The following is a 15019-nucleotide window of genomic DNA, read 5'->3' on the forward strand; positions in this document are numbered from 1 at the left end:
TATGAGAAAAGTAATTGCAACCGAATGTGCGCCAGGGGCGATTGGGCCTTACGTACAGGGTGTGGATCTGGGCAGCATGGTGTTGACGTCAGGTCAAATCCCGGTGTGTCCACAGACCGGTGAAGTGGCTGAAAACGTGTCCGATCAGGCGCGTCAAAGCCTGGAAAACGTGAAAGCGATCGTCGAGTCCGCAGGTTTGAAAGTGAGCGATATCGTGAAGACGACCGTTTTCGTTTCTGACCTGAACGACTTCGCCACCATTAATCAGGTGTACCAGCAGTTCTTTGATGAGCATAAGGCAATTTACCCTACGCGCAGCTGCGTACAGGTCGCCCGCTTACCAAAGGATGTGAAGCTGGAGATTGAAGCCATCGCCGTACGTGGCGACACGCTGTAATCCCTTGCGGGGCGATCTCAGGATCGCCCCGATCCTTAATGAGTGTGAAACCTGGTCTTCACTGAACGGCAATCCGAGGGTGTGGATATGATTAGCGCATTCGATATTTTTAAGATTGGCATTGGACCTTCCAGCTCCCATACCGTGGGGCCAATGAACGCAGGTAAAAGCTTTATCGATCTGTTGGTCAGCTGTGGGGAACTCCCCAAGGCTACGCATATTGTGGTCGATCTTTACGGATCGCTCTCCCTGACCGGAAAAGGTCATGCGACAGACGTCGCCATCATAATGGGACTGGCCGGTAACAGTCCGCAAAACGTTAATATAGATTCAATCGCTGGCTTTATTCAGGAAGTGGCCCGTACCGGACGTTTACCGGTTGCAGAGGGCACGCATATTGTCGATTTCACTCCAGATAAAAATATTCTTTTTCATAGCGAAACGCTGCCGCGCCATGAAAATGGCATGCGTATCACCGCATGGAACGGCACCGAGACGCTATTAAGCAAAACCTATTACTCCGTCGGCGGTGGTTTTATCGTTGAAGAGGAGCAATTTGGTCAGGCGCATGATGTTGAAGCACACGTGCCCTACAATTTTCATTCCGCCAGCGAACTACTGAAACTGTGTGAGCGTAACGGGCTGTCCGTTTCCGGTCTGATGATGCAGAACGAACTGGCGATGCGCAGCAAAGAAGAAATCGATGCTGGCTTTGCCGCCATCTGGGATGTCATGCACGCCGGGATTGAGCGCGGCATGAACACCGAAGGCGTCCTGCCTGGCCCGCTTAACGTACCGCGTCGCGCCGTAGCATTACGTCGGTTACTGGTTTCCAGCGATAATCTGTCCAGCGACCCGATGAACGTTATCGACTGGATCAACATGTTCGCGCTGGCCGTGAGCGAAGAAAACGCCGCCGGATGCCGGGTTGTGACGGCACCGACCAACGGCGCATGTGGAATTATCCCTGCCGTATTGGCCTATTACGACAAGTTCCGCCGTCCGGTGAATGCAAACTCCATTGCCCGCTACTTGCTGGCCGCGGGGGCGATAGGGGCGCTGTATAAAATGAACGCCTCTATTTCTGGTGCCGAAGTCGGCTGCCAGGGTGAAATTGGCGTAGCCTGTTCAATGGCGGCAGCCGGGCTGACCGAGTTGCTCGGCGGTAGCCCGTCGCAGGTTTGTATTGCGGCTGAAATCGCCATGGAGCATAACCTGGGGCTGACCTGCGATCCGGTTGCTGGACAGGTGCAAATACCGTGTATTGAACGTAATGCGATCAACGCGGTAAAAGCCGTCAACTCCGCACGCATGGCGCTACGTCGCACATCTGAGCCACGCGTTTCGCTCGATAAAGTGATCGAGACCATGTATGAAACGGGCAAAGATATGAACGACAAATACCGCGAAACGTCACGCGGTGGTCTGGCGATTAAAGTGGTCTGTACCTGAAGTTAAAAGCCATGCCTGGGTTTGTAGGCCGGATAAGGCGTAAGCGCCGCCGCTCCCTTGCATCCCAGGCTCCCGGCGGGAAAATCGTCGCTGCGCGAGCTATTCTTCTTATTCCGTCTGCCTGTCGGGTCGGGGCCGAGCCTGCATCCATGTAGGCCGTCCCCTCTGCCCGCATCCCTGCGGGCAGTCCCGGTCAGCCGTCAACGCCTCATCGATTTTCAGCCGGACCTGGGTCATCGCTTCAACGCTCTGACTTCCAGTTAAATCTGGTTTGCTGTTTTAACAAAAAACGCAGAAGGTGAGGTGTTAACTGATCAGCATTAGCACTTTTGTGCACATTATTTGTTGTGATCTGCTTCAAAAATAGAATTTAAATCCCATATGTTCATATAAAAGAGAAAATATTTCTTAACTTTTAGAAATTAAAGGGGTTTGTTTGTGAAGTTTTTCTCTGATCCTGCGCGTATGATTTCTTCATTACTCCAATAGCTCACCTGCACCTAAGTACTGCGTATCGCATTGATGCAGTACGAAAAAAATATAAAAACCTCTACCTACACATTGAGCGGGAAATTATGGAAACGGCAACGAATAGTAGCGTAATACTCGACGCATCTGCTCCGGCACGTCGGGCGGGAATGACCGAAAGCGAATGGCGTGAAGCCATTAAATTCGACAGCACGGACACCGGCTGGGTCATTATGAGTATCGGTATGGCAATTGGCGCGGGGATTGTTTTTCTTCCTGTCCAGGTAGGATTGATGGGGCTGTGGGTGTTCTTGCTCTCCTCTATCATCGGCTACCCAGCCATGTACCTGTTCCAGCGCCTGTTTATCAACACGCTGGCTGAGTCCCCAGAGTGTAAAGACTACCCGAGCGTGATCAGCGGCTATCTGGGTAAGAACTGGGGCATCCTGTTAGGTGCGTTGTATTTTGTGATGCTGGTTATCTGGATGTTCGTTTATTCCACCGCCATCACCAATGACAGCGCCTCCTATCTGCACACGTTTGGTGTGACGGAAGGTTTACTGTCCGACAGCCCGTTCTATGGCCTGGTACTGATTTGCATCCTGGTGGCTATCTCGTCACGCGGGGAACAAATGCTGTTTAAAATCTCCACCGGCATGGTAATGACCAAGCTGCTGGTTGTGGCAGCGCTTGGCGTGTCGATGGTAGGGATGTGGCATCTGCATAACGCAGGTTCACTGCCGCCGATGGCGCTGCTGATCAAAAATGCGATCATCACTCTGCCGTTTACGCTGACCTCGATTCTGTTTATTCAGACCTTAAGCCCGATGGTTATCTCATACCGTTCACGCAACAAATCCATCGAAGTGGCGCGCCATAAAGCCCTGCGTGCCATGAACATCGCGTTCGGTATTCTGTTTGTTACCGTCTTTTTCTACGCTGTTTCCTTCACGTTGGCGATGGGCCACGACGAAGCGGTTAAAGCTTATGAGCAGAACATTTCCGCTCTGGCTATTGCCGCGCAATTTATCAATGGTGCGGGTGCTGGCTGGGTGAAAATCGTCAGCGTTATTCTGAACATTTTCGCCGTTATGACCGCTTTCTTCGGTGTCTACTTAGGTTTCCGTGAAGCGACTCAAGGGATCGTGATGAACATTCTGCGCCGCTATATGCCGGCTGAGAAAATCAACGAAACCTTTGTTCAGCGCGGCATTATGATTTTTGCCATCCTGCTGGCCTGGAGCGCAATTGTGCTCAACGCGCCGGTACTGAGCTTCACCTCTATTTGTAGCCCTATCTTCGGCATGGTGGGTTGTCTGATCCCGGCCTGGCTGGTCTACAAAGTTCCTGCACTGCACAAATACAAAGGCGCTTCCCTGTATCTGATTATTTTCACGGGCCTGCTGCTGTGCGTTTCTCCGTTCCTGGCATTTTCCTGAGATATCTGAGCAAAGGTTGTTGTTATGTTTGAGACTACATTGAATCCATTATGGGATAGTTTTATCTGCGCAGTGCAGGAAGAAGTTAAGCCTGCGTTGGGCTGTACGGAACCTATCTCTCTGGCTCTGGCGGCAGCGGTCGCCTCCTCTGAGCTGGACGGCGCGGTTGAACGCATTGATGCGTGGGTCTCACCGAACCTGATGAAAAACGGCATGGGCGTTACCGTGCCGGGTACCGGAATGGTCGGGTTACCTGTCGCGGCGGCGCTGGGTGCGCTGGGGGGAAATGCCCGTGCCGGTTTAGAGGTACTGAAAGATGCGTCGCCACAAGCGATCGCCGATGCGAAAGCGATGCTGAGCGCTGGCAAGGTTGCGGTGATGCTGCAGGAGCCTTGCGAGGACATCCTCTTTTCCCGCGCGAAGGTTTACAGCGCTGAAGGATGGGCGTGCGTGACGATTGTGGGCGGTCATACCAACATTGTGCACATCGAGACCAATAAGGGCGTAGTGTTCACCACAGAACAGAATGCTCAGGAAGAGGAACAGGAGTCGCCGCTGGCGGTACTGTCTCACACCTCGCTGGAAGAGATTCTGGCGTTCGTGAATGCGGTACCGTTTGAGTCAATCCGCTTCATTCTAGATGCGGCAAAACTGAACGGTGCGCTGTCTCAGGAAGGGCTGCGCGGTAACTGGGGTTTGCACATCGGAACCACGCTTAAGAAGCAGTGTGCGCGTGGCCTGCTGGCGAACGATCTCTCCACCTCTATTCTGATCCGTACCAGTGCGGCGTCGGATGCGCGAATGGGCGGGGCGACGCTGCCGGCCATGAGCAACTCCGGCTCCGGTAATCAGGGCATTACCGCGACTGTTCCGGTGATGGTGGTGGCCGAGCACTTTGGCGCGGATGAGGAGAAACTGGCACGTGCGCTAATGTTGTCTCATCTGAGCGCTATCTACATCCATCATCAGCTTCCGCGTTTGTCTGCACTGTGTGCAGCAACCACGGCGGCGATGGGGGCAGCTGCGGGGATGGCATGGATCGTAGATGGTCGCTACAACACCATCGCGATGGCGATCAGTAGCATGATTGGCGACGTGAGCGGAATGATTTGCGATGGCGCTTCAAACAGCTGCGCGATGAAAGTCTCAACCAGTGCTTCCGCGGCGTGGAAAGCGGTACTGATGGCGCTGGATGATACTGCTGTAACCGGCAACGAAGGGATTGTGGCGCATAACGTGGAACAATCTATCGCTAACCTGTGTGCGCTGGCGTGTCGTTCAATGCAGGAAACCGACAAGCAGATTATTGAGATCATGGCCAGTAAGGCACATTAATCTGTAGGCCGGGTAAGGCGTTGCTGCCACCCGGCATAAGTCTAAGCCGCCTGTTCAGGCGGCTTCTTCGTCTTCCAGCCGTAGTTCGGCATCGGCCACAATCGCTTCCAGCTCTGTCAGCATTTCTTCATAGCCGAAGGTAACTGTTTCCTGTTTTTTCGGCTCAACCTGAGGCTGGCGTTTTTTTGATGATTTCTTGCTCAATAGTCGTACTCCATTGTTTTTCCTGACTATACGGGCAAATCTATCAGCAAAGCGCGCAGCGGGGTATCGGCGACTAACGTTATGTTAGTTTCGTCACGAATAAATGCCCCATCGCCACAGGTGAGCGCTTCTTTTTCTGCGCCAGACGTCACCGCATGGAACCTGCCGTGAATCGACTGTAAATAAGCACGTGGCCCATGTAACTGAAAACTCAGCGATTCACCTTGCTGCAGCTCAACGTGGTGCACCCATACCTGTTGGCGCAGATGCAGGCTGCCTTGTTCACCGTCCGGCGAGGCCAGCAGTTGATGCTTACCGGTACCCAGCGTGGCCTTCTGTACGCAGGCATTTTCACGCTGCGGGCAGGCGTCCAGCCAGAGCTGCATCCGGGTTAACGGTTTGTCTTTGCTGATATTGTGTTCGCTATAGCTAATCCCGGGCTGTGTCGCGAGCAGTAAAACTTCACCTGCTTTGGCCTTAACATGGTTGCCTTCGCTGTCGCGGTATTCTGCTTCCCCTTCGAGGATCAGATTAACGATATCCACTTTCGGATAGGTCCGTGGCTGGAAAGAGGCCCCCGGTGCCAGGACTTCCTGGTTCAGAACACGCAGCGAGGCATAACCCAGCAGTTTAGGATCAAAATAGTGTCCAAAGGAGAAGGTATAACGGGCCTGCAGCCAGCCGTAGTCTGCTTGCCCGCATTGTTTGGCTGTACGGGTAGTAATCATAGTTCTTGACCTCTCTTTACTTCCTTTTATGTTAAATGGCTAGACGCTGCATTGTTAGCCAGATATTCTGCCCGGTATGTTCAAATTTCCTGAATGAGAACGAAATGGCCAAAGAAAGGGCTTTAACGCTTGAAGCGTTACGCGTCATGGACGCAATAGACAGACGCGGTAGTTTTGCTGCTGCGGCAGACGAACTGGGACGCGTTCCTTCCGCACTTAGCTATACCATGCAGAAGCTGGAGGAAGAGCTGGACGTGGTGCTGTTTGACCGTTCAGGCCACCGCACAAAATTTACTAACGTTGGGCGTATGTTGCTGGAGCGCGGGCGCGTACTGCTGGAAGCTGCGGATAAACTGACTACCGATGCCGAAGCATTGGCTCGCGGTTGGGAAACGCATCTGACTATCGTTACCGAAGCGCTGGTGCCGACGGCGGCGTTTTTCCCGCTGATCGACAGGCTTGCCGGGAAGGCCAATACCCAGCTTTCCGTTATTACCGAAGTTCTGGCCGGGGCGTGGGAGCGTCTTGAGCAGGGGCGGGCGGATATCGTGATTGCGCCGGATATGCATTTTCGCTCATCCTCAGAAATCAACTCGCGCAAGCTGTACTCGCTGATGAACGTCTATGTAGCGGCCCCGGATCATCCCATCCATCAGGAGCCGGAACCGTTATCGGAAGTCACCCGCGTTAAATACCGTGGGATCGCGGTGGCGGATACCGCCCGTGAACGTCCGGTGCTGACGGTTCAACTGCTGGATAAGCAGCCGCGTCTGACGGTGAGTACGATAGAAGATAAACGTCAGGCGCTGTTGGCAGGACTTGGCGTGGCGACGATGCCGTACCCGCTGGTGGAAGAGGATATTGCGGCTGGTCGGCTGCGGGTCGTTAGTCCGGAATCGACAAGCGAGATAGATATTATTATGGCCTGGCGTCGTGACAGCATGGGCGAGGCGAAATCCTGGTGTCTGCGGGAAATCCCCAAGCTGTTTGCGGGTAAATAGCCTGACTGTTACGCCGGATGCGGTGCGAAGCACCTTATCCGGCATGGAAGACGGAGTATGTTGTAGGCCTGATAAGCGCAGCGCCATCAGGCATCTACATATGCTACGTCAGGATAACTGTTTGGGATCGGGCCCGAAGCGGTTACTCCCCTGAGTACCGTTTTGACAGTTGAAAATGATGATCACCAGCCAGCCAACGATCGGGATCAGCAGCACCAGTAGCCACCAGGCTGAACGATCGGTGTCATGTAAACGCCGGAACTGTACCGCCCACCACGGAATAAAGACCAGAACCCCGTAAATCGTCGTTAATATGCCTTCTCCACCGGCGCGCTCCCAGCCAAACATTCTGTCCAGAATACCCAGCACGAATGTGAAGATGATGTTGACCAGCACAAACATCCAGTATTCTTTACGACGCGCGCGGCCACCAAAACCAAAGTAATTCTTTAATACGTTTAAATACCAATCCATTTTTGCCTCGTTCTGCATTCAATTACTTGTTTTTAAAGTAATCAAATTAAGAATAGCTGTGAATGGAATGATGGTAAATATTTGCGGTGTTAATTATTTGGTCCTCTGATGGGTAATACTTATCAGTGAACGCCTCAGTTTCAGAAAGTATCAACCTGTGTTGGCGGGAGTAATGAATATGCGCTCTCAGAGAAAGGGTTCCGTTCACCTTATGTTCATCGCTTCTCTTAAGCATTGGTTCATGTGAACGTGTAAAGGGCGTTCTCCGCCACGCCCTTTACACGTTCACGGGTAACGGCGTTTCAGAGAAATGACACAGCTGAGGTGAACGGAACCCTGAGCAAAAATCACATGTTCGCCATACATGCTTAACTAATCGGCCTAACCCCAAAGTGGACCCGTGTATATCATGCGAAACGCTCGTCACGCCCATGAGGTTCGTTGAGGTCCTGCCACGGCCCAACAGAAATAATGCCGGTCGGGTTAATGGTTTTGTGGCTACGGAAGTAGTGATTGCGGATATGATCGAAATTGACGGTTTCCGCAATACCCGGCATCTGGTAGATATCACGCAGGAAACCGTACAGGTTCAGATAGTCGCTAATCCGGTGTTTGTCGCACTTGAAGTGGGTGACATACACGGGATCAAAGCGTACCAGTGTGGTCCACAGGCGAATATCTGCTTCTGTTAACTGGTTGCCGGTCAGGTAGCGATGTTGCCCAAGGATCTGCTCCAGTCGTGCCAGAGATTGAAAGACGTTATCCACGGCGTCGTCGTAGGCTTCCTGACTGGTGGCAAATCCGGCTTTATACACGCCATTATTAACGTTGTCATAAATCCAGCCGTTCAGCTCGTCGATTTTACTTTGCAGGGCAGGGGGATAGTAATCTCCGGCTTTCGCGCCCAGCGCATCAAACGCGGTGTTAAACATGCGGATGATTTCTGCAGATTCGTTGCTGACAATAGTGTGGTTCTTTTTATCCCACAGCACCGGAACGGTGACCCGACCGCTGTAGTGCGGATCGGCGTGTAAATAGAGCTGATAAAGAAATTCGTGCTGATACAGGGTATCGCCAGTTGCCGCCGGGAAGTTATCGTCAAAGGTCCAGCCGTTTTCCAGCATCAGCGGATGCACAACAGAAACGGAAATAAACGGTTCCAGCCCTTTGAGTTTGCGCAAAATCAGCGTGCGATGCGCCCACGGACAGGCCAGAGAAACGTACAGATGATAGCGGTCTTTTTCGGCAGCAAAGCCACCTTCACCGGTCGGGCCAGGCGCGCCATCCGCGGTGAGCCAGTTACGGAAAGCCGATGCAGAACGTTGAAATTTTCCACCGGTTGATTTGGTATCGTACCAGGTGTCATGCCAGACGCCGTCAATCAGTTGTCCCATGATTTTCGCCTCCTCAGATAGCAAAAACGAGGAGATATCTCCTCGCTTTTTGATGTGTTCAGTATAGTTTGATTACCACTTTTTATTCAGCACGCGGTCAATACTAAATGCGCCTGGACCGGTGATAGCCAGCAGCAGGAAACCGCCTGCGATGGTCAGGTTTTTCATGAACATCAGAGAGTTCACACCTTCCGCAAAGTTGCTGTGGAAGAGGAACGCCGTCAGCAATGTGAAGCCTGCGGTGAACAGCGCGGTTGTACGGGTCAGGAAACCGAACAGAATTGCCAGACCGCCGCCAAACTCAAGCAGAATCACCAGCGGCAGCATAAATCCTGGGACGCCCATGGCTTCCATGTACTGTTGGGTACCCGCATATCCGGTGATTTTTCCCCAACCTGCGGTAATAAACAGGATTGGCATCAGAATGCGCGCTACCAGTACACCAACATCTTCTAATTTCTTCATCATACTCTCCAGGAAACCACTCAGGCGGCTTATTGTGTTTTTTTGTGCATCGACGCTGCAGAGCGCGTCGTTGCTGTCGATGGAGAGAATCATAAACGTGCTTAATGAGAATTGTTAGCAAGGAAAACTGTCAGTATTTTTCAAAAATTTTGAGGTTGGGGGTAAGGAAAGGATTAGCCGCGCAGTTGCTGCTGTCTGATGGTCGATTTCACCAGACGCCAGATACTCCAGACGCTAAAGCCGCGCTTAGCCCAGCGTACCAGCAGATTCGGGTTGCGGATGGTGCGAACCGCCATAATACTGCTCCCGACCAACACCCAGCCACGCAGGTTCAGTAGCGTCTTCCAGCCACGATCGTAGACCTCGGTGGCTTCCAGCCAGTCGCGGCGAGTAGCAGACAGATCCAGCCGTTGCTGCTGGATCTGTCCAAGCAGTTGCGCCTTACGCTTTTGACGTTCGACTTTGCTGCTCATTATGCATCATCCTCCAGGGCTTGCCTGTCATTAGCGAGTTCCTGGCGTGTATGGCGTAGCAGCGTTGTTTTACGTGCTTTACGCAGCGTCCATATCCCGCCAATCAGCGCTAACAGCAACAGCACAACGGTGGTGGCAATCATGGCGTTCAGGCGGTATTGAGGGTCAATGGCCCAGATGATAAGCACCATCAGGCTCATCAGGCCAAACGCCGCGAACAGCATAGTCAGCCCAAGCATCAGCAGGATCTGGATGAGATTGGCTTTTTCCTCTTCCAGCTCAACGACGGCCAGCCGCAGCCGTGTTTCTACGATCTCAACGAGAATCGTCAGGATCCGCTGTCCAATACCCAGTACGCCTTTGCCTGGACCTTGTGCGTGTTGAGAATCAGCCATTGTTAACGGCGCGACAGCAGTACACCAAGCACCACACCGACTGCAGCGCCAATGCCGACGCCTGTCCATGGGTTTTCGCGCACGTAGTTATCGGCTTTAGCCGCGGCTTCACGGGTCTGTTTGGCAATTACATCGCTGGTTTCACTCAGACGATGGCGGCTCTCGCGCAGCGCATGTTCGGCTTTGCTGCGAATTTTACTCATCTCTTCCTTCGACTTATCGCCAGAGGAGCTAAGTACTTCTTCAAGCGTATCCGCAAGAGATTTCAGCTCAGCGCGCAGGTTTTCCGTAGCATTATCTTTCGACATAGTTTTCTCCAGTTGAGTGGCTAGTTACCGTACTTAGTAATCGCGGGTCTCGAGTTCTTTTAGCTCTTGCTGAGCTTCAGCAAGCTTGTGTTCACGCTTTGCTACCTTATCCGCATCGCCTTTTTGCTTAGCTTCGGCTAAGTCACGTTGACGCTCGGCAATCTCATTTTTCTGCTCGGCGATCTTTTTCTGATGGTTAGCGCGCAGTTTGCTGTCAGTACAGTTTGCTCTGACTTCGCTCAGCGCTTTGTTCAGCCCATTGATACGGCTCTGATTGTTGTGTTTTTCGGCATAGCTAATCTCCCGCTGAATGTCTTGTTCTTTTTCCTGACAGAGGGTGGTGGCGTAGCTGCCGGCACTGAGAGCGAAAAGGCTAATTGCCAAAGCGATGCGGTATTTCATTCTTGAACCTTCCATTGTGATTCGACCTCTTCGTTTAGGGTCGATGCTCCAGAATAATAAAGCGTTGGGTCATAAACCCAGTTTATTAATCATAGGCGCTAAACGGTGAAATCACCAAAGTGAGTGATCTAATTCAGATTCCTGGAAATTAACCAAAACGGTGTGGGGTCTCACGTAAGCGGGATAACCACTGAACCGCCTGATTATTATCATCCTGCTGAGCGATAACGAAACCGTGCGGTAACGTTCGATCCAGTACGACCTTTGCCGCTGCGCTCTGCGCACTGGAATCAAAGGTAATCAGCAGGGCGTCATTTTGCGGAGTGATGCTTTTAAAACGAATGCCGTTGGCATCCAGGTGATGCCAGATAGAGAAGCCATCAGGCATGCTGGCTCCCTGGTTTACGGCACGAATGGCAAGCGTTGACTCCTGCTGGCGAATGACCGACCAGGTCAGGAGCAACGCGCCGATGAACAACATAAAAGTGGTGGACCAGGCAAGTCGTCGGAGCGTTATGCATGATTTCAGCATAATTTACCCTCGGTTCCCGTATTTCTTTTTCCAAAGAACAACCAGTGAACCTGCCAGACCAAACACCAGTAACACCACAGGAAGCAGCATCAGGCAAGACATCAGTTGATCTTCATATTTGAGAAACACCGGTGTTTTGCCAAGCAGATAGCCCAACGATGTGAGAATAAGGACCCAAAGCAGTCCGCTCATCCAGTTGAAGAACTGAAAGCGCGCATTGTTCAGGCCGGACAATCCTGCGATGGTCGGCAGTAATGTTCTGACAAACGCGATAAAGCGACCGACCAGCAGCGCAGACAAGCCATGCTTATGGAACAGATGATGCGCACGCTGATGGTAATGTGCAGGAAGATGAGATAACCAGTTTTGCACTGTGCGGGTATTGCCCAACCATCGACCTTGTATATAGCTGAGCCAGCAACCGAGGCTGGCTGCGGTGGTGAGTAATAGCACCGTTTGCGGAAAACCCATTGCGCCTTTGGCAATAAGTACGCCGACCAGTACCAGCAAACTGTCGCCAGGTAAAAAGGCTGCTGGCAGCAGTCCGTTTTCCAGAAACAAAATGGTAAAGAGTACAAAATAGAGCATGCCAATCATGGAAGGATTGGCCAGCGTTTCAAAATCCTGAGCCCATAAAGCATTTAGTAATTGAGTCAGTAGTTCCATTCAATATTCCTGGAGAATCGGTTGTCGTCATGCCGGTTTTCTGGGTTTTGTAACACCACGATTTTATTAATATTTTTTACATGACTCGCGGTTTGATACAAATTCACGGCCTGAACTATTCCCTGTAAAGTTGTGAAGTTAGCAAGCTCTTAAACACAAAAATTCAAACAGCATCTAATTGTAACAAAGGTCAACGTAGTCCGTTATAGAAATTACGGTTGTTGAACTGTGATTTTGCTTATCGCAATGGAGGGTGGCGAGAGGATTTACACAGGCTGACATTTTATACCTAATGCTTACCAAGTGTCAGAAACAGGCGTGTGGTCGCGCCTGCATTGATAAGATTGTTTATTTTGCGCTGTTAGCCGCTGTATCGAGATGAACGACCGGATTTTCGGTAAATAGATAACGGTCCGCATTGAACTCAAAATCATCGCTGGTTTCGTTAAACAGCATCTGCTTCGTGTTCTCAAGATGCTGCCACATCGCCAGTTTGGCGGCATGAGGATCTTTGCGAATCAGCGCCCGAAGGATCTGGTCATGGTCATCACACCAGTTATCAACCGTGCGCAGGTCGATGTGGTCGTGCAGTTTCTTCCAGTAGGGGTTATGAATGCGCTGAGTCCACATTTTTTCAACAATCGCGGCCAGAGCCGAGTTCTGCGTTGCCAGGGCTACCTGCACATGGAACTGGAGATCCCACTCGGAGTCACGAAAGCTTTTTTCGTTACGTGATTTCTCCTGAATCTCCATCAGCTTCATGATGTCCTGTTTGGTCACCTGCGTGGCGGCAAACTCGGCAATGTTACTCTCAATGAGCTGACGCGCCTGGAGCAGTTCGAAAGGACCGTAGCTGGCGAATTCCAGGTTTTCATCTGGCGCGACATAGTGTCTGGGTTGGTTGGAAATGACGTGGATCCCCGATCCTTTGCGCACCTCAACGTAACCCTCCACCTCGAGCATGATAATTGCTTCACGAACCACGGTACGGCTGACATTTTTTTCATCGGCGATAAAGCGCTCGGCAGGGAGTTTGTCACCCACCAGATAGACGCCTTGCTCAATGCGTTCTTTCAGATCAGCTGCAAGTTGTTGGTACAAACGTCGTGGTTCGGTGATTTCCATATGCGCTCCAGGCATGATACGGCAGACTATATTTGTTATACCACTTTTGCGATTACTGCTCCACTCGCGGCGATAAAAAAGCCGCCAGATAACTGGCGGCTTCGCATTATATACCCTTGATGAAAAACAGCGGGTTAATTTTGCGGAGCAGGATCGCCAGTCTGTGATCCCGAGTCGACCTCGCTGGCCGATTTGTTCTGCAATACCGTCCAGATAACGAGTGCGCCGAGCAGGTCGAATACCGCCAGTACGGCGAACAGCGGGCTAAAGCCGATGGTGTCAGCCAGTGCGCCAACAACCAGTGCAAACAGCGTACTTGCAAGCCAGGCGGACATACCGGTCAGGCCGTTTGCTGTTGCCACTTCATTACGACCAAATACGTCAGAAGAAAGCGTAATCAGCGCACCGGACAGCGCCTGGTGAGCAAAGCCGCCGACGCACAGCAGGGCGATAGCAATGTACGGGCTGGTGAACAGACCAATCATCCCTGGGCCAATCATCAGCAATGCGCCCATGGTGACGACCATTTTACGTGAAACGATCAGGTTAACGCCGAACCAGCGCTGGAACAGCGGCGGTAAGTAGCCCCCAACGATACAGCCCAGGTCAGCAAACAGCATCGGCATCCAGGCAAACATCGCAATCTCTTTCAGGTTAAAGCCGTAGACTTTAAACATGAACAGCGGGATCCAGGCGTTGAAGGTACCCCAGGCTGGCTCTGCCAGGAAACGCGGCAGTGCGATGCCCCAGAACTGGCGGTTACGCAGGATCTGACCGAGCGACATTTTTTTCGAGGTGTTGTTTTTATGCTGTGATTCCTGACCATTCAGAATGTAATCACGTTCTTCATCAGACAGCTTTTTCTGGTCGCGCGGGTGTTTGTAGAACACAAGCCAGCACATCGCCCAGATGAAGCTCAGCGCACCGGAAATAATGAATGCCATCTGCCAGCTGTGCATGACGATTGCCCAGACGACCAGCGGCGGAGCAATCATCGCACCGATAGAAGAGCCGACGTTAAAGTACCCCACGGCAATTGAACGTTCTTTTGCCGGGAACCACTCAGAACTGGCTTTCAAACCCGCAGGGATCATTGCGGCTTCAGCGGCACCTACCGCGCCACGCGCCAGCGCCAGTCCACCCCAACTGCCAGCCAGTGCGGTCGCGCCACAGAAGACGGCCCACAGAACGGCGAACATCGCGTAACCAACTTTTGTGCCGAGCACATCGAGCACGTAGCCGGCAACGGGTTGCATTACGGTGTAAGCAGCAGAATACGCTGCGATGATATAGGAATACTGTTGAGTGGAGATGTGTAACTCTTCCATCAGAGTTGGCGCAGCTGCCGCCACAGTGTTACGTGTCAGGTAACCCAGCACGGTGCCAAGCGTCACCAGTGCAATCATGTACCAACGTAACCCTTTAATTTTACGCATGTAAAACCTCATCGTTTTGTTATGTCCGCGAACGAGCGGTCATCTTCCAGTTCAGGGCGGAGGATGTTCTTTTACGAGGGGGGACCGAAAAAAATCCGGTACTCCCCGAACTTTGCCATGTCAATAATTGTGCTAATTCGGTTTCCGTACCGGTCAATCCGATGGTTATACATCGGTAATTTGCATTCCGTCGGCTTATGTATCGCGACGGCCAAAAGATAACTTGTCATACAGCTTTAAAAGGTGAGTGCCATCACAAAAGTGTGAATCTTCGTGTGGTCATTATTTCGATTCAGCAAAGCCAGCGCTGGCGCGGCTTGACGCG

General features: G+C 51.9%; 18 protein-coding genes. 5 read left to right on the forward strand and 13 right to left on the reverse strand.

Translation table 11 applies throughout. The features are described from left to right. The first annotated feature begins 1 nt into the window (after window position 1). The 4 genes from LY264_RS03000 to LY264_RS03015 all read left to right on the forward strand — a co-directional run bounded on the left by LY264_RS03000 (window position 2) and on the right by LY264_RS03015 (window position 5091). A complete protein-coding gene (locus LY264_RS03000; protein ID WP_003024870.1) occupies window positions 2-397 on the forward strand; it encodes an enamine/imine deaminase in 396 nt (131 codons plus the stop codon). Between the two features lie 87 nt (window positions 398-484). Then, window positions 485-1849 carry an L-serine ammonia-lyase gene (gene tdcG, locus LY264_RS03005; protein WP_048225675.1) on the forward strand — a complete coding sequence of 455 codons (1365 nt, stop codon included), beginning with the start codon at window positions 485-487 and terminating at the stop codon, window positions 1847-1849. Between the two features lie 575 nt (window positions 1850-2424). Then, window positions 2425-3756: an SLC5/6 family protein gene (locus LY264_RS03010; protein ID WP_020996346.1), complete on the forward strand. Its 1332-nt coding sequence runs from the start codon at window positions 2425-2427 to the stop codon at window positions 3754-3756. Between the two features lie 24 nt (window positions 3757-3780). Then, window positions 3781-5091 (forward strand): L-cysteine desulfidase family protein, encoded by a 1311-nt coding sequence (locus LY264_RS03015; RefSeq protein ID WP_048225673.1) that lies wholly within the window; start codon window positions 3781-3783, stop codon window positions 5089-5091. A 54-nt stretch (window positions 5092-5145) separates the two neighbouring features. Here the strand turns inward: LY264_RS03015 and LY264_RS03020 are convergent, their stop codons facing one another. Together LY264_RS03020 and LY264_RS03025 are read right to left on the reverse strand one after the other, a co-directional pair. Continuing rightward, the gene (locus LY264_RS03020) at window positions 5146-5295 is read right to left on the reverse strand and encodes a hypothetical protein (protein WP_003828578.1); all 150 of its coding nucleotides are present in this window, start codon (window positions 5293-5295) and stop codon (window positions 5146-5148) included. 26 nt (window positions 5296-5321) lie between these two features. Further along, window positions 5322-6023: a pirin family protein gene (locus tag LY264_RS03025; RefSeq protein ID WP_048225671.1), complete on the reverse strand. Its 702-nt coding sequence runs from the start codon at window positions 6021-6023 to the stop codon at window positions 5322-5324. 104 nt (window positions 6024-6127) lie between these two features. On the opposite strand from LY264_RS03025, the gene yhaJ reads away from it, so the two are divergent. Then, window positions 6128-7024, forward strand: coding sequence for a DNA-binding transcriptional regulator YhaJ (yhaJ, locus tag LY264_RS03030; protein WP_003024855.1), 897 nt, complete (start codon window positions 6128-6130; stop codon window positions 7022-7024). Window positions 7025-7132: 108 nt separating this feature from the next. Here yhaJ and LY264_RS03035 read toward each other — a convergent pair whose 3' ends face one another. The 11 genes from LY264_RS03035 to LY264_RS03085 form a co-directional block, all read right to left on the reverse strand. Further along, window positions 7133-7498 (reverse strand): DUF805 domain-containing protein, encoded by a 366-nt coding sequence (locus tag LY264_RS03035; RefSeq protein ID WP_008785879.1) that lies wholly within the window; start codon window positions 7496-7498, stop codon window positions 7133-7135. A 407-nt stretch (window positions 7499-7905) separates the two neighbouring features. Further along, a complete protein-coding gene (gene yqjG, locus LY264_RS03040; RefSeq protein WP_048215485.1) occupies window positions 7906-8892 on the reverse strand; it encodes a glutathionyl-hydroquinone reductase YqjG in 987 nt (328 codons plus the stop codon). A gap of 72 nt (window positions 8893-8964) precedes the next feature. Next, the gene (locus LY264_RS03045) at window positions 8965-9357 is read right to left on the reverse strand and encodes a DoxX family protein (protein ID WP_003024847.1); all 393 of its coding nucleotides are present in this window, start codon (window positions 9355-9357) and stop codon (window positions 8965-8967) included. A 173-nt stretch (window positions 9358-9530) separates the two neighbouring features. After that, on the reverse strand, window positions 9531-9830 hold the full coding sequence (locus LY264_RS03050) for a YqjK-like family protein (protein ID WP_003828569.1): 300 nt from the start codon (window positions 9828-9830) through the stop codon (window positions 9531-9533). Further along, a complete protein-coding gene (locus tag LY264_RS03055; RefSeq protein WP_003828567.1) occupies window positions 9830-10225 on the reverse strand; it encodes a phage holin family protein in 396 nt (131 codons plus the stop codon). The genes LY264_RS03050 and LY264_RS03055 overlap by 1 nt, the downstream gene beginning before the upstream one ends. A gap of 2 nt (window positions 10226-10227) precedes the next feature. Beyond that, complete coding sequence (locus LY264_RS03060; RefSeq protein WP_003024832.1) at window positions 10228-10533, reverse strand: ElaB/YgaM/YqjD family protein; 306 nt, start codon at window positions 10531-10533, stop codon at window positions 10228-10230. Window positions 10534-10566: 33 nt separating this feature from the next. Continuing rightward, window positions 10567-10935, reverse strand: a complete 369-nt coding sequence (locus tag LY264_RS03065) for a DUF1090 domain-containing protein (protein WP_032941739.1) — start codon at window positions 10933-10935, stop codon at window positions 10567-10569. Window positions 10936-11083: 148 nt separating this feature from the next. Further along, window positions 11084-11452 (reverse strand): EnvZ/OmpR regulon moderator MzrA, encoded by a 369-nt coding sequence (gene mzrA, locus LY264_RS03070; protein ID WP_162623447.1) that lies wholly within the window; start codon window positions 11450-11452, stop codon window positions 11084-11086. An 18-nt stretch (window positions 11453-11470) separates the two neighbouring features. After that, window positions 11471-12133, reverse strand: coding sequence for a DedA family general envelope maintenance protein YqjA (gene yqjA / locus LY264_RS03075; RefSeq protein WP_003828561.1), 663 nt, complete (start codon window positions 12131-12133; stop codon window positions 11471-11473). 348 nt (window positions 12134-12481) lie between these two features. After that, window positions 12482-13258 (reverse strand): transcriptional regulator ExuR, encoded by a 777-nt coding sequence (gene exuR, locus LY264_RS03080; protein WP_003828559.1) that lies wholly within the window; start codon window positions 13256-13258, stop codon window positions 12482-12484. Between the two features lie 134 nt (window positions 13259-13392). Beyond that, window positions 13393-14694: an MFS transporter gene (locus LY264_RS03085; protein WP_048215487.1), complete on the reverse strand. Its 1302-nt coding sequence runs from the start codon at window positions 14692-14694 to the stop codon at window positions 13393-13395. Window positions 14695-15019: the final 325 nt, after the last annotated feature.

It is taken from the genome of Citrobacter portucalensis (assembly GCF_023374935.1).
Classification (GTDB): Bacteria; Pseudomonadota; Gammaproteobacteria; order Enterobacterales; family Enterobacteriaceae; genus Citrobacter; species Citrobacter portucalensis.